The sequence below is a fragment of the Streptomyces sp. SID5469 genome (genome assembly GCF_009862865.1).
Classification (GTDB): Bacteria; Actinomycetota; Actinomycetes; order Streptomycetales; family Streptomycetaceae; genus Streptomyces; species Streptomyces avermitilis.
The window spans coordinates 3,846,392-3,864,617 of sequence record NZ_WWIN01000001.1 but is presented as its reverse complement, the minus strand read 5'-3'; the positions used below and the strand labels follow the sequence as shown (position 1 = coordinate 3,864,617).

Sequence of the window (18,226 nt, the reverse complement as noted above, 5' to 3'; positions counted from 1 at the left end):
TTTTCGTCTCACTCCTCGTCAATCCGTCTCATCATTCGAGAGGTCGTCTTCCGATGCGTCATCCGTCCGTCATAGCGCGCCGCGTGGCCGCGGCATCCGTCAGCCTGGTCGTGGCAGCGGGCGCCGCCGCCTGCGGGCCGGAGGACAACGATGCCAAGGGCGCCGGTGGCGACTCCACGCCGCGGAAGGGCGGGACGCTCACCGTCCTGAACTCCAACCCGCAGGAGGACTTCGACCCGGGGCGGCTCTACACCTCGGGCGGCGGCAACGTCCCCTCTCTCGTCTTCCGTACGCTCACCACGCGCAACCGTGAGGACGGTGCCGCCGGCGCCGAGGTCGTCCCCGACCTCGCCACCGACACCGGGCGTCCGAGCAAGAACGCGACCGTGTGGACGTACACCCTGAAGGAGGGCCTCAAGTACGAGGACGGCGCCGCGATCACCTCCGCCGACATCAAGTACGGCATCGAGCGCTCCTTCGCCCCCGAACTCTCCGGCGGCGCCCCCTACTTGCGGGACTGGCTGGTCGGCGCGGCCGACTACCAGGGGCCCTACAAGGACAAGAAGGGCCTCTCGGCGATCGAGACCCCGGACGAGCGCACCATCGTCTTCCACCTCAACAAGCCCGAGGGCGAGTTCCCCTACCTGGCCACGCAGACGCAGTTCACGCCCGTCCCGAAGGCCAAGGACAACGGCACGAAGTACGAGGAGCACCCGATCTCGTCGGGCCCGTACAAGGTCGTCAAGAACGAGAACGACGGCGAGCGGCTGACGCTGGAGCGCAACACGTACTGGTCCGCGGCGACCGACGCGGAGCGCAAGGCCTACCCGGCCAAGATCGATGTGCGGTCGGGTCTCGACTCGTCCGTGATCAACCAGCGGCTGTCGGCGTCCCAGGGCGCGGACGCCACCGCCGTCACCACGGACACCAACCTCGGCCCGGCCGAACTCGCCAAGGTCACCGGCGACAAGGCGCTCGCCGCGCGTGTCGGCACCGGGCACTTCGGCTACACCGACTACATCGCCTTCAACCCGAAGGTGAAGCCGTTCAACAACGCCAAGGTGCGGCAGGCGATCTCGTACGCCATCGACCGCTCGTCGGTCATCAACGCGGCGGGCGGATCGTCGCTGGCCGAGGCGGCGACCACCTACCTGCCGAACCAGAAGTCCTTCGGCTACACGCCGTACGACCACTTCCCGGCGGGCACGTCCGGCAATCCGGCCAAGGCCAAGGAACTGCTGAAGGAGGCCGGTTACAAGAACGGGCTCACGATCTCCCTCACCCACTCCAACTCGAAGGACTTCGAGACCAGCCCGGAGATCGCGACCGCCGTCCAGGACGCCCTGAAGAAGGCCGGGATCACCGTCAAGCTCCAGGGCCTGGAGGAGAACGACTACAAGGACAAGATCCACAGCGTCAAGACCGAGCCCGGCTTCTTCCTCGCCCACTGGGGCGCCGACTGGCCGTCCGGCGGTCCGTTCCTCGCCCCGATCTTCGACGGCCGGCAGATCGTCAAGGACGGCGCGAACTTCAACACCGGCTTCCTCGACGACAAGTCCGTCAATGCCGAGATCGACGCGATCAACAAGCTGACGGACCTTGACGCCGCCGCCAAGCGGTGGGGCGCACTGGACCAGAAGATCGGCGAGCAGGCGCTGACCGTGCCGCTGTTCCACCCGGTCTACAAGCGGCTGTACGGCAGCGCCGTCAAGAACATCGTGATCAGCGACTGGACCGGTGTGCTGGACATCTCGCAGGTCTCGGTGAAGTAGCGCCGTGAGCGAGGCACTTGTCGCCTCCCAGGCCGCCGGGACGGGTACGCCCGTCCCGGCGGTTTCGGGGGCCCGTCAGTTCTGGCGGCGGCTGCGAGCGCAGCGCGCCGCCCTCGTCGCGGCGGCCGTCGTCGCGCTCCTGGTCCTGGTCGCGCTCGCCGCGCCGCTGCTGACGGCCCTGGAGGGCCAGGACCCGACCACCTACCATCCGTCCCTCATCGACTCCGCGCGCGGTGGCGTACCCGTCGGCTCCCTCGGGGGCATCAGCGGCGACCACTGGCTCGGCCTCGAGCCCCAGACCGGACGCGACCTCTTCGCCCGGCTCGTGTACGGGGCCCGGGTGTCGCTCGGCGTGGCGCTCGCCGCGACGCTGGTGCAGGTCCTCATCGCGGTCGTGGTGGGTATCGCGGCCGCGCTCGGCAACGGATGGGTCGATCAACTGTTGAGCCGGGCCACCGACGTCATCGTCGCCATGCCGCTGATGATCATGTCGCTGGCGCTGCTGGCGATCGTGCCCAGCAGCTTCCCGCGGCCCGTCCTCGTCGCGCTCGTCATCGGGCTGATCGCCTGGGGCTCACCCGCGAAGATCGTGCGCGCCCAGACGCTCACGCTCAAGCAGCTGGACTACGTCTCCGCCGCCCGGCTCAGCGGCTGGGGCACCTGGCGGATCGCCCGCCGCGAACTGCTGCCCGGGCTCGCCGCGCCCGTCATCACCTACTCCGCGCTCCTGGTGCCGCAGAACATCACCATCGAGGCGGCCCTGTCCTTCCTCGGCGTCGGTGTGAAGCCGCCGACCCCGTCCTGGGGGCAGATGCTCACCGCCGCCGACGTCTGGTACCAGGCCGCGCCGCAGTACCTGCTGCTCCCCGCGGGCGCGCTGTTCGTGACCGTCCTCGCGCTGACCGTCCTCGGCGACGGGGTGCGTACGGCCCTCGACCCGCGCGCGGCCTCGCGGCTGCGGGTCGGCACCGGCCGGAAGCGGGAGGCCAGGGCGGCTGCCGACGCGGGCGCTCCGGCGAAGGCCGATGTGGCCGCCCCGGCGCAGGCCGATGCGGGCGCCTCGGCGAACAAGGAGGCCAAGGCATGAGCGGCTTCACCGGCTTCGTACTGCGCCGCGGCCTCGGCGCCGTCGTCACCCTGCTCGCCATCTCGGTGATCGTCTACGTCGTCTTCTACGCCACCCCCGGCAACGTCGCCCAGATCACCTGCGGTCCGCGCTGCTCCCCGGAACAGGTCCATCAGGTCGCCGAGCAGCTGAAGCTCGACGATCCGCTGTACGTGCGTTACTGGCACTTCCTGGAAGGCATCGTCGTCGGCCAGGACTACTCGACCGGCACGTCGGTGCAGCACTGCTCGGCGCCCTGCCTCGGCCTGTCGTACCGGACCGACCAGCAGGTCACCCAGCTGATCTTGACGAAGCTTCCGGTCAGCCTGTCGCTCGTGTTCGGCGCCATGGTGCTGTGGCTGATCCTCGGGGTCGGCACCGGCGTGCTCTCCGCGTGGCGGCGCGGCCGGCTCACCGAACGGGTACTGACCGGCATCACCCTCGTGGGCGTCGCCACCCCCGTCTTCGTCATCGGGCTGATCCTGATGATCGTCGTCTGCGGACAGCTGGAACTGCTGCCCTTCCCGCAGTACGTCGCCTTCACCGACGACCCCGAGCAGTGGGCGTGGAACCTGCTGCTGCCATGGCTCTCGCTCGCCCTCATCGAGGCCGCCGCGTTCGCCCGCCTGACCCGGGCCGCGATGCTGGAGACGCTCGCCGAGGACCACGTACGGACCTTCCGGGCGTACGGCGTGGGGGAGCGGTCGATCATCGGACGGCACGCGCTGCGCGGGGCGTTGTCGCCGGTCATCGCGCTGAACGCCAACAACTTCGGCGCGCAGGTCGGCGGCGCCGTACTCACCGAGACGCTCTTCGGGCTGCCCGGCATCGGCCAGGATCTGGTGCACGCCGTGGCGGTCGTCGACCTGCCGGTGGTCGTCGGGATGGTCCTGGTGATCGGCTTCTTCGTGGTCCTGGCCAACGCCCTCGCGGACGTGCTGTACGCGGTGGCCGACCGACGGGTGGTGCTGTCGTGAGTCTTGTGGAAGTCACCGATCTCACGGTGGAGTTCGGGACGGTGCGCGCCGTGGACGGACTGTCGCTGCGCCTGGAGAAGGGCGCCGCGCTCGGCCTGGTCGGCGAGTCCGGCTCCGGCAAGTCGACCGTGGCGTCCGCCCTGCTGGGGCTGCACCGCGGTACGGGAGCGCGCGTCGGCGGCACCGTCAAGGTCGCCGGCACCGACGTACAGGAGGCCTCCGACGACGAACTGCGACGGCTGCGGGGCGGGAAGGCCGCCATGGTCTTCCAGGACCCGCTGTCGTCCCTCGACCCGTACTACGCCGTCGGCGACCAGATCGCCGAGGTGTACCGGGTGCACACGCGCGCGTTCCGGCGGGCCGCACGCGCGCGTGCCGTCGACGTACTGAACCGCGTCGGCATCGCGGACGCGGCCCGCCGCGCTCGCTCCCGCCCGCACGAGTTCAGCGGCGGCATGCGCCAGCGGGCCCTGATCGCCATGGCGCTGGCCTGCGAACCCGACCTGCTGATCGCCGACGAACCGACGACCGCCCTGGACGTGACCGTCCAGGCCCAGATCCTCGACCTGCTGCACACGCTGCGCGAGGAGACCGGGATGGGGCTGCTGCTCGTCACGCACGACGTCGGTGTCGCCGCCGAGAGCGTCGACGACGTCCTCGTCATGCGGCACGGGCGCGCGGTCGAGCACGGGGCGGCCGCCACGCTGCTGGGGGCGCCGGAACACGCGTACACGCGGGAACTGCTGGGCGCGGTGCCGCGCGTGGACGTGCCGCGTGCCACCGCCGGCGCCGGGGCACAGCCGGCGGAGGTCGTTCTCGAAGCGGTGGGCATGCGGCGCGAGTTCGGGCGCGGAAAGGGGGCGTTCGCCGCGGTCGACGACGTGTCCGTCGAGATCCGGCGGGGCGAGACCCTAGGCATCGTGGGCGAGAGCGGCAGCGGCAAGACGACGCTCGGACGGATGCTGGTCGGGCTCCTCGAGCCGACGGCCGGAGAGGTCCGTCACGACGGCCGCGTGCTGTCCGGGGTGAACCCGGCCGTGCAGATGGTCTTCCAGGACCCCGTCTCCTCCCTCAACCCCCGGCGCAGCGTGGGCGAGTCGATCGCCGACCCGCTGCGGGCCCGTGGGGAACGCGACGAGGGGCGCATCCGGGAGCGCGTGGGGGAGCTGCTGGAGCGCGTGGGACTCGATCCGGCGCACTACGACCGCTATCCGCACGAGTTCAGCGGCGGACAGCGCCAGCGCGTCGGCATCGCACGGGCGCTCGCCGCAGACCCGCGCGCCATCGTGTGCGACGAGCCGGTCTCGGCGCTCGACGTCACCACGCAGGCCCAGGTGGTCGCCCTGCTCGGCGAGTTGCAGCGGGAACTGGGGCTCGCGCTGGTCTTCGTGGCACACGATCTGGCGGTCGTACGCCAGGTCAGCGACCGGGTCGCGGTGATGCGGCGCGGGCGGATCGTCGAGTACGGCCCGGCCGACGAGGTGTACGAGTCGCCCCGGGACCCCTACACCCAGCAGCTGTTGGCCGCCGTCCCCGCCCTGGACCCGGCGGTCGCGGCCGAGCGGCGCAGCGCCCGCCGAGAGCTGGCCTCCGCATGACGATCTGTAACTCCTTGATCCCCTAGCGGGACCGAACGCGGCCCGCGCGGGAAAGTTACGAGCGTTCACCCCTTTTGGTGGTGCGATGGACAACCGTCCGTCGCACCACCGCCATGTCCGCGTACCTTCGTCCCGCTGCGAGCCGCCGGGTCAACGGCGGCTCCCCATACGGGAGATCGGGGGTGCACTCGTGCGCATCGGACTGCTTACGGAGGGTGGGTATCCGTATGTGAGCGGTGACGCCAGGCTGTGGTGCGACCGGCTCGTGCGCGGGCTTGAGCAGCACGAGTTCGACATCTACGCGCTCAGCCGCAGCGAGCAGCAGGAGGACGAGGGCTGGATCCAGCTGCCGCCGCAGGTCAGCCGGGTGCGGACCGCACCCTTGTGGACGGCCGAGGACGACGGGGTCGGCCACGGGCGCCGGGCGCGCCGGAGGTTCGCCGAGGCGTACGGGGAGCTGGCGGCGGCGGTCTGCGCGGTGGAGGAGCCGGGTGGGTCCGGGGGGCCGGGGGCGTTCCGCGGGGCCGTCGGAGCCGCTGCCGGGCCCGCGGCTGGATGGGACGTCGGAGGGGGCGCCGGCGTTGCCGTCGGAGATGTCCTCGGAGATGTCGGTGGAGGTGCCGTCGGGCCTGAGGCGGACCGTTTCGGCAACGCCCTGTACGCGCTTGCCGAACTCGCCCGCGACGAGGGCGGACTGGTCGGCGCGCTGCGTTCCGAGACCGCCGTACGCGCGCTGGAGCGGGCCTGCCGCGCCCGCGGGGCACTGCGCGAGGCGCGGGCGGCGCGCGTACCCGATCTTCTCGACGTGGCCGCGCGTCTGGAACGCGCCCTGCGCCCCCTCTCCCTCGACTGGTACGAGGACGACGGGCTCGGCTCGGTGGACCTGTGTCACGCGGCGGCCGGCGGTGCGGCCGCCCTGCCCGGACTCCTCGCCCGGCACTTAGCCGGCGTACCGCTGCTGGTCACGGAGTACGGCGTGCAACTGCGGGCGCACTACCTGGCCTCGGGCGGCGAGTCCGCTCCCGTACGCGCGCTGCTCGCCGCGTTCCACGGCCGGCTGGCGGCGGAGGTCTACCGCCAGGCCGCCTGCATCACCCCCGGCAACACGCACGCCCGGCGCTGGCAGGAGCGGTGCGGTGCCGACCGGGCCAAGCTGCGCACGGTCTACCCGGGCATGGAGGCGTCCCGGTTCGCCGAGGTCGGCGAGTCCACCGGGTGCGGCGACCCGGACACGCTGGTCTGGGTCGGCCGCATCGAACCGGCCAAGGACCTGATCTCCCTCCTCCACGCCTTCGCGGAGATCCGCAGACAGGCGCCCAAGACCCGGCTGCGCATCGTCGGCACGGCGGCGGGCGCCGAGGGCGTCGCCTATCTCGGGCACTGCCGGACCCTGGCCGCGCAGCTCTTCCCCGACGAGGCGGAGTGCGCGCACGCCGTCGGCGACAACCCGGTGTCCTTCGAGGAGATCGGCGGCCCGGAGGTGCCCGACCTCGCGGAGGCCTACGCGGCCGGGGCGGTCGTCGTCCTGTCGAGCGTCGTCGAGGGCTTCCCGATCAGCCTGGTCGAGGCCATGTTCTGCGGACGCGCCACGGTCTCCACCGATGTGGGCGCGGTCGTCGAGGTCATCGGCGGTACGGGCCTCGTGGTGCCGCCGCGCAATCCGCGGGCGCTCGCCGAGGCGTGCGTGACGCTGCTGCGTGACCCCGAGCGCCGTGAGCGCCTGGGAGCGGCGGCCCGCGCCCGCGCGCTCGAACTGTTCACCGTCGAGCAGAACGTCGCGGCATTTCACGGCATTTACCTGGAGATCGTCTCGCACTCGCCGGTGCGGAGGGTGTTCGTGGACGACACGGGGGAGCCGCTGCCGTTCGGCGTGCCGGCCGAGGCGCACGTCCCGGGGCGGTGGACCGAGGTGAGCCTCCTGGCCGGTGGTCGGCCGCGGTGGACGGCGGGAGCGGACGCGCCGGGGGCGCCGGTGAGGGGGACGACTCCGGTGCGGGCCACTCCGTTACCTGCTGTGGCTTCCGCTTGTCCTGTGCCTGCTGCGCCTGGTGTGTCTGCCGTGCCTGCCGCGTCTTCCGGGCCTCAGGAGCCGGTTGTGGCGGGGGAGGGGGCGCGATGAGCGGCCTGGGCGAACTGGACCGCCCCGGCACACCGGGCAGCCCCGGGGCGGGGGATGCACGGTCGCAGGAGTGGCCGGCGGGGGAGGGGACGGAGGCGGGAGCGGGCGCGGATCCGGATCCGGGTGCTGGTGCTGGTGTCGGCCCGGGTGCCGGGCGCAAGGTGTCCGCTCGTCGTGGTGGCGCGGATCCCGTCAAGGCGCTGATGCACCGGCACCGAGAGCTCTGCGAGCGGGCCGTCGATCCCCTGGAGATCGCGGCCGGCCTCGAGGCGCACGGAGTCACCGACCGGACCGCCGCCCGCTTCCGGCACCGGGATGTGTTCTCCCTCGCCGAGGAGATGTACGCGCGCGTGCCGCGCGACGCCGAGCCTGCGCCGCAGCCCGTCGCCGCCGGCCCGCGCGCCGAGGGCGGCGCATGGGCCGTGCTCGCCCTGCTGCCGGGCACCCTCTGCGCGGCGACCGTCGTCGGACTGCGGCTCACCGAGGGACGGCCACGCCTCGCCGTGGCCGCCGCCGGCGCCCTCGCCGTGGCGATCGGGCTGCGCGCGGCCCTCGGCCGGGGCCCGCTGCACGCCCCCTCCCACCACACGACGGGCGCCACGCGCGCGTGGACGTGCTGGCTGCTCGCGTACGCCCTCCTCGGCGACGGGCTCCTGAGCGCCGGGCTGGAAGGCGGCCCCGACGGCCCCTGGCCCCTGGCCACCGCTCCCGTGCTCGCCCTCGCCCTGGCCTGCGCCCCCGCCGCCTGGTGCGCCCGCCTCTTCGCCGTACGCGCCCGCCGCCGGCTGACCGCCAGCCGTGGTCTGGAGGAGTTCGCGGCCTCCGCCAAGCCGCTGCTGCTCGGGACATTCGTCCTGTTCCTCTGCTCGCTCGGCGCGCTGCTCGCGCTGTGCGCCGCCCTGCTGGACGAGAGCGCCGACTACCCGGGAGCAGGCACCCTCGGCGCGCTGCTCCTGCTCGCCCGACTGCTCACCGCACGCGGCTTCACCCACGCCCCGGCGGTCGTGCTCGGCGTCGCCGCGGCGGCCGAGGCGACCGCCCTGGCCGCGGTCTTCGCGGGCCGCCTCCCCGGCTGCTCGTATCTGGCCACGCCCGTCGACACGGTCGTCGGCGCCTGGGGACCGGGCGCCGTCCCGACCCTCGTCTGCGGTGCCGCCGCCCTGAGCCTGCTGATCCACACGACCCGCACCCTGACCCGGGCCTCGGCGCACGCCCTGCCGCCCGGACCACCCTGAGCCCCGGCCCATGGCAACGCCTCACCGCAGGCACGTCATGAACCGGAAACGCGCTCGAAGCGGCCGGCAACCGCTCCTGGCGCCCCTCTCTCCCGCGGGGCCGACATCGCGGGCCACCTCATCACCCACGGCACCACCTCTGAAGGAGAACCCCAAATGATCACCTCCCGAACCGGAGAATCCGCCCCGGGAGCCGCCCGATGAGGGTCCTGCTGATCGGAGCCAACGGATACCTCGGCCGCTTCGTCGCCGACCGGCTGCTCGCCGACCCGGCCGTGCAGCTCACCGCGCTCGGCCGCGGCGACGACGCCGACGTACGCTTCGACCTCGCCTCCGGCAGCCCCGGCGCGCTCACCCGCTTCCTGGACGCCGTGCACCCCGGAGTCGTCGTCAACTGTGCCGGAGCCACCCGCGGGGGTGCCCGCGAACTCACCCGGCACAACACCGTCGCCGTCGCCACCGTCTGCGAGGCCCTGCGCCGCAGCGGCTGCGGCGCCCGCCTCGTGCAGATCGGCTGCGGTGCCGAATACGGCCCCAGCCAGCCCGGCTCCTCCACGGCTGAGGACGCCGTGCCGCGCCCCGGCGGCCCGTACGGCGTCAGCAAGCTCGCCGCCACCGAACTCGTCCTCGGCTCCGGCCTGGACGCCGTCGTCCTACGCGTGTTCTCGCCCGCCGGGCCCGGCACCCCGGCCGGCTCCCCGCTCGGCCGCCTGGCCGAGGCCATGCGCCGCGCGATGCAGTCCGGCGACGGTGAGCTGAAGCTCGGCGGACTCGGCGTCCAGCGCGACTTCATCGATGTCCGCGACGTCGCCCGCGCCGTCCACGCCGCCTCCCTCTCCGCCGCGCAGGGGGTGATCAACATCGGTTCCGGCCGTGCCGTACGGCTGCGCGACGCGGCCGCCGTCCTCGCCCGCGTGGCCGGCTACGGCGGTGCCCTGCACGAACTCGACGGCCCGCACATCCCCGTACGGCCCTCCATCGGCCACCCCCGCCCCGAACCCGACCACGCGGCCCCGGCCGCCTACCCCTACCCGGACGGCTGCGGCAGCTGGCAGCAGGCCGATGTGCGCACCGCACGCGACCGGCTCGGCTGGCGGCCCCGGATCAACCTCGAGGAGTCCCTGGCCGACATCTGGATGGAGGCGGCATGTCGTATCTGACCAGCAGCGCAACGGGCACCGCGAGCACCGACTTAGGCCTCGGCTTCGGCATCCCCGGCTATGCGCACCCCCTCGTCGCCCCCATGGAATGGGGCGAGCTGGCCCGCCCCGGCACCCCCCTGCACTGGGTCGTCCTGAATGTGAGCGGCGGCCCCGGCGCCCGGCCCGACCCGCACTGCCTGGAGGCCGTCGGCCGACTGCGCAACGCGGGCGTCCGCGTCCTCGGCCACCTGGACACCACCTACGGCGTACGCACCTTCGGTGAGCTGATCTCCGACGCGCACCGGTATCTCGACTGGTACCAGACCGGGGGCTTCTTCCTGAGCCGCTGCCCCACCGAACGCGCCGCGCTCCCCGAGATCCGCCGCACGGTCGCCACCTTGCGCGGACTCCTCGGTGGCAGCCACATCGTCCTCGGCCACGGCACCCACCCGTTCCCCGGCTATGCCGAGAGCGCGGACCAGCTGGTCACCTTCTCCGGCCCCTGGAGCGACTACCGCTGGTCGCAGGTGGCCGAGTGGACCGCCGACTACCCACCCGAGCGCTTCTGCCACTTCGTGCACGGTGTCCCGCGCGGACATCTCGACGAGGCACTGCGCATCGCCCGCTGGCAGGGCGCCTCGACGATCTACTTCACCGACCGCACCGATCGTGGCGGCCGCGACGATCCCTGGGAGACCATGCCCGGCTACTGGGACGAAATCGTCTCGCGGATCGGAACGGGTGTCTCGGAATGAAGAAGGGCGTGGCAGTGTTACGGGGAGAACAACTGTAGTGATTGACCGACCAACGGAGCCCCCGTGTCGCTGCCACCCCTGGTCGAGCCGGCTGCCGAGCTCACCGTAGACGAGGTCCGCAGGTACTCCCGCCACCTGATCATCCCCGATGTGGGCATGGACGGGCAGAAGCGGCTGAAGAACGCCAAGGTGCTCTGTGTGGGCGCCGGCGGCCTCGGATCGCCGGCGCTGATGTACCTGGCCGCCGCCGGCGTGGGCACGCTCGGCATCGTGGAGTTCGATGAGGTCGACGAGTCGAACCTGCAGCGCCAGATCATCCACAGCCAGTCGGACATCGGCCGCTCCAAGGCCCAGTCGGCGAAGGACTCCGTCCTCGGCATCAACCCCTATGTGAACGTGATCCTTCACGAAGAGCGGCTCGAGGCCGAGAACGTGATGGACATCTTCAGCCAGTACGACCTGATCGTCGACGGCACGGACAACTTCGCGACCCGTTACCTGGTCAACGACGCGTGTGTGCTGCTCAACAAGCCGTACGTATGGGGCTCGATCTACCGCTTCGACGGCCAGGCCTCGGTCTTCTGGTCCGAGCACGGTCCCTGCTACCGCTGCCTCTACCCGGAGCCCCCGCCGCCGGGCATGGTCCCCTCGTGCGCCGAGGGCGGCGTCCTGGGCGTGCTGTGCGCGTCCATCGGTTCCATCCAGGTCAACGAGGCCATCAAGCTCCTCGCGGGCATCGGTGAGCCGCTGGTCGGCCGCCTGATGATCTACGACGCCCTGGAGATGCAGTACCGCCAGGTCAAGGTCCGCAAGGACCCGGACTGCGCGGTCTGCGGCGAGAACCCCACCGTCACCGAGCTCATCGACTACGAGGCCTTCTGCGGCGTCGTGTCCGAGGAGGCCCAGGAGGCGGCCGCCGGCTCGACGATCACTCCCAAGCAGCTCAAGGAGTGGATCGACGACGGCGAGAACATCGAGATCATCGACGTCCGTGAGATCAACGAGTACGAGATCGTCTCGATCCCGGGCGCCAAGCTGATCCCGAAGAACGAGTTCCTCATGGGCACCGCCCTCGAGGCCCTGCCGCAGGACAAGAAGATCGTCCTGCACTGCAAGACGGGTGTCCGCAGTGCGGAAGTCCTCGCCGTCCTGAAGTCGGCGGGCTTCTCGGACGCCGTCCACGTGGGCGGCGGCGTGATCGGCTGGGTCAACCAGATCGAGCCGAACAAGCCGGTGTACTAGGCGCACGTCCTTTCCGGAGGGGCTCGGCACCACGTGTGCCGGGCCCCTTTCCGTCGCCCGGGCTACGAACAGACCTTGCCGTCCTTCGGCACCGTCCCGTTCAGCAGGTAGCTGTCCACCGTCGAGTCGACGCAGTCGCTCCCACTCCCGTACGCCCCATGGCCCTCGCCCTTCCAGGTGAGCTCCACACCGACGTCCTTGCCCAGTTCGTCCGCCATCTTGCGGGCACCCTCGTACGGCGTCGCCGGGTCCCCGGTGTTGCCGATCACCAGGACGGGCTCCGCCCCGGGCGCGCTGACCTCCGGATTGTCGTACTGACCGGACACCGGCCAGTTGTGGCACCAGCCCGCCGTGTCCCAGCCCATGTAGTCGCCGAAGACGGGCGAGATCTTCTCGAACTCCGGCAGCCGCTTCTTCGTCTCCTCGGGCGTCGGGCGCTGCCTGTCGTCCAGGCACGATATGACCCGTTGCGAGTGGGTCGTCGTGCCGTAGTGCCCCGACGCGTCCCGGTCGTTGTAGCTGTCGGCCTGCAACAGCAGCTCCGAACCGTCCCCGCCCTCGGCCGCCTTGAGAGCGCTGGTGAGCACGGGCCAGCTCTGCTCGCTGTAGAGCGGCAGCACGATCCCGGTGACCGCCAGCGTCTGTGTGAGCTTGCGGCCGGACGACGTCGGCAGGGGCTTGGCGTCGATTCGCTTCAGCAGGTCCACGATCTTCTGGGAGCCCTGCTTCGGATCCTGGCCTGTCGCTTTGAGGTAGTCGTCCAACGCGCGCTGGAAGCCGCGGGTCTGGTTCTTGGCGTGGCCGACCGTGTCCGCGCTCGGATCGACGACCGCGTCCAGCGCCAGACGCCCCACGTTCTTCGGGAACAGGTGGGCGTAGACCCCGCCCAGTTCGGTGCCGTACGAGATGCCGAAGTAGTGCATCTTCCGGTCACCGAGCACCTGGCGCATCAGGTCCATGTCGCGCGCGGTGTCGGTCGTCGAGACGTGCGACATCAGCTTTCCGGCGGCCTTCTCGCACCCCTTGCCGAAATCGGCGGAGTCCTTCAGATACGCCTGCTGTTCGGTCGAGTCGTCCGGGGTCGAGTCGACCGACTCGGCAGCCTGGATCGCCCGGTCACTGCGGCAGCGCACGCCCTCGCTGGCGGCGACCCCACGCGGGTCCCAGCTCACGAGGTCATAGCGCTCGTGCAGTTTCGAGACCGTGGTCGCGTACGACGGCAGGTAGGAGACGCCGCTGGCGCCGGGGCCGCCGAAGTTGAACAGCAGCGAGCCGATGCGCCGGCCGCCCGTCGCCTTGGAGCGGATCAGCGCAAGTCCGATCGTCTCGCCGTCCGGCTTCGCGTAATCCAGCGGCACTTTGAGCGTCGCGCACTGCCAGTCGCCGCCCGGCGCGGGCGAGTCCGAGGTGGCCTTGCAGCGGCCCCAGCCGAGCTTCTGTGAGGTGAGCGAGGCGGGCAGCTGCGACGGCGTACCGGACGGCGACGAGGACGTCGACGAGTCGGCCGACCGATCGGCTTCGCCTGTCTCCTTGCCGTCGTCGGACGAGCCGCCGCCACAGCCGGCCACCAGCAACGCAGCGGCGGCCAGAGCCGTCCACCGTGCGATACGCGCCATGAGTACTTCCCCCGTTCCGAGTCGTCCGCCGGACGTGGCGGATGACACTCAGGCCATAGTAGGCGGGCTGCGGTGAGCGACCACCGCAGCCTGTGGATAACCTTTTTACCTGCGGTTTCTTATGAGCAGACAGTGTTGGCCGCCGGTACCTTCCCGTCCAGCAGATAGCCGTCCACCGCGCTCTGCACGCACTTGTTCTTGCTGTCGTACGCGCCGTGCCCTTGGCCCTTGTACGTCATCTCGACGCCGACGCCCTTGCCCAGCGCGTCCACCATCTTCTTCGCACCCTCGTACGGCGTGGCCGGGTCGCCGGTGTTCCCGACGACGAGGATCGGCGCGGCACCGGGCGCGCTCACGTCGGGATGGTCCGCGGCGCCCGCCACCGACCAGTCGGTACAGCTGAGCAGGCCCCAGGCCAGATAGTCGCCGAACAGCGGGGAGGCGGCCTTGAACTGCGGAAGCTTCGCCTGAACGTCGGCGGTGGTGTAACGCGGCTTGTCGTCCGCGCAGTTGATCGAGACGTTCGCCGCGACGAGATTGCTGTACTGCCCGTTCGCATTGCGCCCGTTCATCGAGTCGGACAGCAGCATCAGCACCTTGCCGTCGCCGTCGTACGCCTGCTCGAGCCCTTCGGTGAGGTACTCCCAGAAGTCCTTCGAGTACAGGGCCTGCGCGATGCCGCTGGTCGCGGCGGTCTGGGTCAGCTCGCGCGGGAAGACCCCCGGGATCGGCTTGCTGTCCAGGTCCTTGAGCAGTGTGGCGATCCGGTCCTTGACGTCCTGCGCGGTGTCGCCGATCGGGCAGTCCGTGGTCTTGGAGGTGCAGTCCTCGGCGAAATTGTCGAGCGCGAGCTGGAAGCCCTCAGCCTGTCCCAGCGAGCCCTGTTCCGGGTTCTGGGTCGGGTCGACGACCGCGTCGAAGACGGCCCGCCCGACGCTCTTGGGGAACAAGTGGGCGTAGACGCCGCCGAGCTCGGTGCCGTAGGAGATCCCGAAGTAGTGCAGTTTGGTGTCGCCGAGCACCTGGCGCATCAGATTCATGTCACGGGCCGCGTCGGTGGTGCGGACATGCGGCAGGATCCTGCTGGAGTGCTTTTCACAGGCCGAGTTGAAGGTCTTGGTGTTGGCCAGGAGATTCTTCTGCTCGGCCGTGTCGTCGGGCGTCGCGTCCTGCTGGAAGTACTCGTCGAGTTGTGCGTCGTCCTCGCACTTCACGCCGGCGCTGCGGCCGACCCCGCGCGGGTCGAAGCTCACCAGGTCGTAGCGGGTGCGCAGCTTTTCGTAGTCCTTGCCGAAGGCGGGCAGCGAGGCGACGCCGGAGCCGCCCGGGCCGCCGAAGTTGAAGATGAGCGAGCCGATCCGCTTGCTCTGTTCCCCGCTTGTCTTCGCCCGGATGAGCGCGATGTCGATGGTGTCGCCCCTGGGCTTGGCCCAGTCGAGCGGCGCCTTCATCGTCGCGCACTGCCACTCGTCGCCGTCCGGCAGCGGCGAGGGAGCGTTGCCGCCGCCCTCGGACTCGGACGGCGCCGGGCAGTCCTTCCAGCTCAGCTTCTGGCCCGACAGGTCCTCGTCCTTGGTGTCGTTGTCGTGGCTGCAACCCGTCACCGAAGAGGACAGCAGGACGGCGGTGGCGGTCAGGACGGCGGCGCGCAGCCGGGGAGGGTTCGGCATGATCCCATCCTGAGGTCGCGCGAGGTGGGCCGCTCGGGGCGCGGGCCGTACGAGGTACGCCAGGCCGGCTACAGGGCGCCCTTGCGTGTCAGATGGTTGAAGAAGAGCCAGCCCGGCAGCACCGGCAGCCACAGCGTCAGGAGCCGGTACAGCAGCACGGCGGGCGCCGCGACCTCCTTGGGAAGCCCCACCGCGATCAGGCCGACCGTGAGGGTCGCCTCGACCGCGCCCACACCGCCGGGGGTCGGCGCCGCCGAACCGAGCGCGTTGCCGGCGAGGAAGACGACCGCGACGCTGGCGAGGCTCAGCGTGGTGGTCTCCTCGTGCCCGAACGCCCGGATCGAGGCGTCCAGGCACATCACGAAGCAGGCGGTGAGCAGCAGCATGCCGCCGATGCCGGTGACCAGCTTCTGCGGCCGCTGCAGCACGTCGAGCATGCGCGGCACGACACCGGCGAACAGCGACCTCACGCGCGTGACGACGAATTTCCGCAGGAACGGCACCGAGGTCACCACGAGTACGAGCACCGCGACCGTCAGCAGACCCGCGATGACCGTCCGCGACGGCGACAGGGACGGTGTCTTCTCGGTGCCGGTCAGATAGCCGAAGGACAGCAGCATCAGGATGTGGCAGCCGAGCCCGAACAGCTGGGAGGCGCCGACACTGGCCACCGCGAGCCCCGGCCGCACCCCCGCACGCTGCAGGAAGCGCGTGTTCAGGGCGACGCCGCCGACCGCGGCCGGCGCCACGATCTTCACGAACGACCCGGCGACCTGCGCCGCCACGGTCCGCAGGAACGGCACCCGTTCCGGTACGAAGCCGAGCAGGCTCATCGCGGCGGCGAAGTAGCTCAGCGCCGAGAAGAGGACGGCCGCGGCGACCCAGCCCCACTCGGCGTTGCTGAAGAGCGTGCCGAACTCGATATGGGTGAGCTGCGTGAGCAGGAAGTACGCGCCGATGGCACCGGCGATGAAACTGATCAGCGTGCGCGGCCGCACCCGCTCCAGACGGGCCGGCTCGACCGGGGCCTGCGGCCGGATCCGCAGCACCTGATGGCGGATCTGGGTGAGCAGATCCTCCTCGCGGGCCTCGTCCAGGGCCTCGTCTATCGCCCGCTTCTCCGCCCGCTGTTCGGCGCGTACGGCCTTCTTGTCGGCCTTCTTGTCGGGCTTGGTGAGTACGACGGGACCGGCGTCCTGCTGCGCCTCCTCCAGGCGGGCCAGCTTGGACTGCCGGGACGCCTCCAGTACGGCCTCGCGTTCGCGCTGCGACCGCTCCCGGGCCAGTCTGCGCAGCGTCGCGCGCGTGGAGCGCGTCAGCGCGATCGGCTGGAGCAGCGGCAGACAGTCGGCGACCGCGTCGGGGCCGAGCACGCCGACCGCCGACGCCACCGAGCGCTCCGCGCCCACGCGCAGGCCGAGCGTGGCCAGGAGCTGGGCGATGTCCATGCGCAGCACCAGATCGCCGGCCGCGATCTCGCCGCCCCGCAGATCGGTCAGGATGACCATGCCGGAACGATCCACCACGATCGCGTCGCCCGCGAGCCTGCGGTGCGCGATCCGCCGTGACTGCAACGCTCGCACCTGCTGCCAGGTCTCGCGCAGCAGTTCGTCGGTGATCTCCGCGTCGTCCAGCGAGTCCAGGGTGCGACCACCGGTGTGCTCATAGACGAGCATGACGGCGTCGGGGCCGAGTTCGGAGGTCGCGATCAGCTTGGGCGCGTTGGCTCCGGCGGCGATGGCCGCGTACGCGAGGAGCGCCTCCTGTTCCAGCGCCTGGCGCAGCGACTGGAGGCTGCGGCGGGTGGTGATCCCGCGCAGCGTCAGCCGCCGCCACACGCGGTAGAAGAAGCCCTGTGCCTGCTGCTCGCGGTCGACCACCGTGACGTCCAGTGGCGGCCCGTCCTCCAGGGTGACGAAGTAGCGTCGGCCGCGGTCGCCGTTCTCCGTCGTGTCCGGCGCCTCCTCGCGGGCCGCGCTCACGGGGTGGAAGCCCACGGTCCGCAAGCCGGCCATCAGCGTCCGCCCCGTGGGGCGCACGTTCGGCGAGCCGACCGCGTACAGCGTTCCGTACGCGACGCTCCAGCCGATCAGCACGGTCAGGATGATCGAGAACGGCGTGGTGTAGCCGGTGACGAGCATCGAGAAGGCGTCGAGGAGCAGCACCACCCACAGCACTGCCCGCCAGCGCGGTCTGCGCGACATGCCGACGGCCGTCATGTAGGCGATGACCGGCGCGAGATAGCCGTGCACCGGGTCGGTGAGGGCGTGGATGTCGCCGGGCGAGGGCTGGGTGAGCGCTTCCTGGATGGAGTCCGGAGCCGCCCTGGCGACCCAGAGGTCCGTGGCGAGTGTCACTCCGTGGGCGAGCACGGCGGCCAGAACGCCGTCCGCGATGCGCAGTCCGTCCCGTTTGATCAGCCGTTCGATCGCGAAGGCGACCGGCACCAGGAGGATCGCGATGCTCGACACCAGCCCCGCGATCTTGATCAGCAGGTCGGGTGCCTGTCCGGTGCCCTTGTTGATGTCCTGTTCCAGGCCCGAGGTGGTGCCGTGCGCGAACGCGGCGACCGCGAGCAGCACGGCGATCGCGAGGACGCCCACCAGCAGGCGCATCAGGTCGGAGGGCCGGTGCACGCGCGCGGGAAGCAGCGGTTCGTCGCCCTCGACTTCTTCGTTGTGGGCGTCGTCGGCGCGGTCGGCGTCCGGCTCGGCCCGCTGCTCCTCGCTCACAGCTTGCCGCTTCTCGTCTCCGTGCGACTCGGGAGCCGCTTCTCCGTGCGACTCGGGAGCCGCTTCTTCGTGCTGCTCGGGGGATGCTTCCTGGTGCTGCTGCGGGGCTGCTGCTTCCTGCGGTTTCGGGCCCTCCTCGTGCGGCGTGGGGGCCGCGTCGGCGGTGTCGGGGCGCGACGAGACCCCAGAGGTGCCCTCCGCGTCATCGGGGTGCACACCCTGCTGTTTCATCGTCTCTTCTTGGTCTCGTATCACCAGTCACC

General features: G+C 71.1%; 12 protein-coding genes. 9 read left to right on the top strand and 3 right to left on the bottom strand.

Translation table 11 applies throughout. The annotated features are described in order from the left end of the window. Positions 1-53: 53 nt before the first annotated feature. From GTY58_RS16210 to moeZ, 9 genes are all read left to right on the top strand, one after another. Positions 54-1,772 (top strand): ABC transporter substrate-binding protein, encoded by a 1,719-nt coding sequence (locus tag GTY58_RS16210; protein ID WP_010984520.1) that lies wholly within the window; start codon positions 54-56, stop codon positions 1,770-1,772. 4 nt (positions 1,773-1,776) lie between these two features. After that, positions 1,777-2,859, top strand: a complete 1,083-nt coding sequence (locus GTY58_RS16205; protein ID WP_010984519.1) for an ABC transporter permease — start codon at positions 1,777-1,779, stop codon at positions 2,857-2,859. Then, entirely contained in the window at positions 2,856-3,854 is a 999-nt protein-coding gene (locus tag GTY58_RS16200) for an ABC transporter permease (protein WP_010984518.1), read from the top strand. The genes GTY58_RS16205 and GTY58_RS16200 overlap by 4 nt, the downstream gene beginning before the upstream one ends. Continuing rightward, positions 3,851-5,452 (top strand): ABC transporter ATP-binding protein, encoded by a 1,602-nt coding sequence (locus tag GTY58_RS16195; protein WP_010984517.1) that lies wholly within the window; start codon positions 3,851-3,853, stop codon positions 5,450-5,452. The genes GTY58_RS16200 and GTY58_RS16195 overlap by 4 nt, the downstream gene beginning before the upstream one ends. A 190-nt stretch (positions 5,453-5,642) precedes the next feature. Next, positions 5,643-7,571 (top strand): DUF3492 domain-containing protein, encoded by a 1,929-nt coding sequence (locus tag GTY58_RS16190; RefSeq protein WP_010984516.1) that lies wholly within the window; start codon positions 5,643-5,645, stop codon positions 7,569-7,571. Continuing rightward, on the top strand, positions 7,568-8,806 hold the full coding sequence (locus GTY58_RS16185) for a hypothetical protein (protein WP_107083283.1): 1,239 nt from the start codon (positions 7,568-7,570) through the stop codon (positions 8,804-8,806). The genes GTY58_RS16190 and GTY58_RS16185 overlap by 4 nt, the downstream gene beginning before the upstream one ends. Before the next feature lie 200 nt (positions 8,807-9,006). Continuing rightward, positions 9,007-9,966: an NAD-dependent epimerase/dehydratase family protein gene (locus tag GTY58_RS16180; RefSeq protein ID WP_010984514.1), complete on the top strand. Its 960-nt coding sequence runs from the start codon at positions 9,007-9,009 to the stop codon at positions 9,964-9,966. After that, positions 9,954-10,703 carry a spherulation-specific family 4 protein gene (locus GTY58_RS16175; protein WP_010984513.1) on the top strand — a complete coding sequence of 250 codons (750 nt, stop codon included), beginning with the start codon at positions 9,954-9,956 and terminating at the stop codon, positions 10,701-10,703. The genes GTY58_RS16180 and GTY58_RS16175 overlap by 13 nt, the downstream gene beginning before the upstream one ends. A gap of 63 nt (positions 10,704-10,766) precedes the next feature. Beyond that, positions 10,767-11,945 carry an adenylyltransferase/sulfurtransferase MoeZ gene (gene moeZ / locus GTY58_RS16170; RefSeq protein ID WP_010984512.1) on the top strand — a complete coding sequence of 393 codons (1,179 nt, stop codon included), beginning with the start codon at positions 10,767-10,769 and terminating at the stop codon, positions 11,943-11,945. Positions 11,946-12,007: 62 nt separating this feature from the next. Here the strand turns inward: moeZ and GTY58_RS16165 are convergent, their stop codons facing one another. The 3 genes from GTY58_RS16165 to GTY58_RS16155 form a co-directional block, all read right to left on the bottom strand. Continuing rightward, positions 12,008-13,561 (bottom strand): alpha/beta hydrolase, encoded by a 1,554-nt coding sequence (locus GTY58_RS16165; RefSeq protein ID WP_010984511.1) that lies wholly within the window; start codon positions 13,559-13,561, stop codon positions 12,008-12,010. 119 nt (positions 13,562-13,680) lie between these two features. Then, on the bottom strand, positions 13,681-15,231 hold the full coding sequence (locus tag GTY58_RS16160) for an alpha/beta hydrolase (protein ID WP_010984510.1): 1,551 nt from the start codon (positions 15,229-15,231) through the stop codon (positions 13,681-13,683). A 68-nt stretch (positions 15,232-15,299) separates the two neighbouring features. Continuing rightward, the gene (locus GTY58_RS16155) at positions 15,300-18,194 is read right to left on the bottom strand and encodes a lysylphosphatidylglycerol synthase transmembrane domain-containing protein (RefSeq protein ID WP_010984509.1); all 2,895 of its coding nucleotides are present in this window, start codon (positions 18,192-18,194) and stop codon (positions 15,300-15,302) included. Between the last annotated feature and the right edge of the window lie 32 nt (positions 18,195-18,226).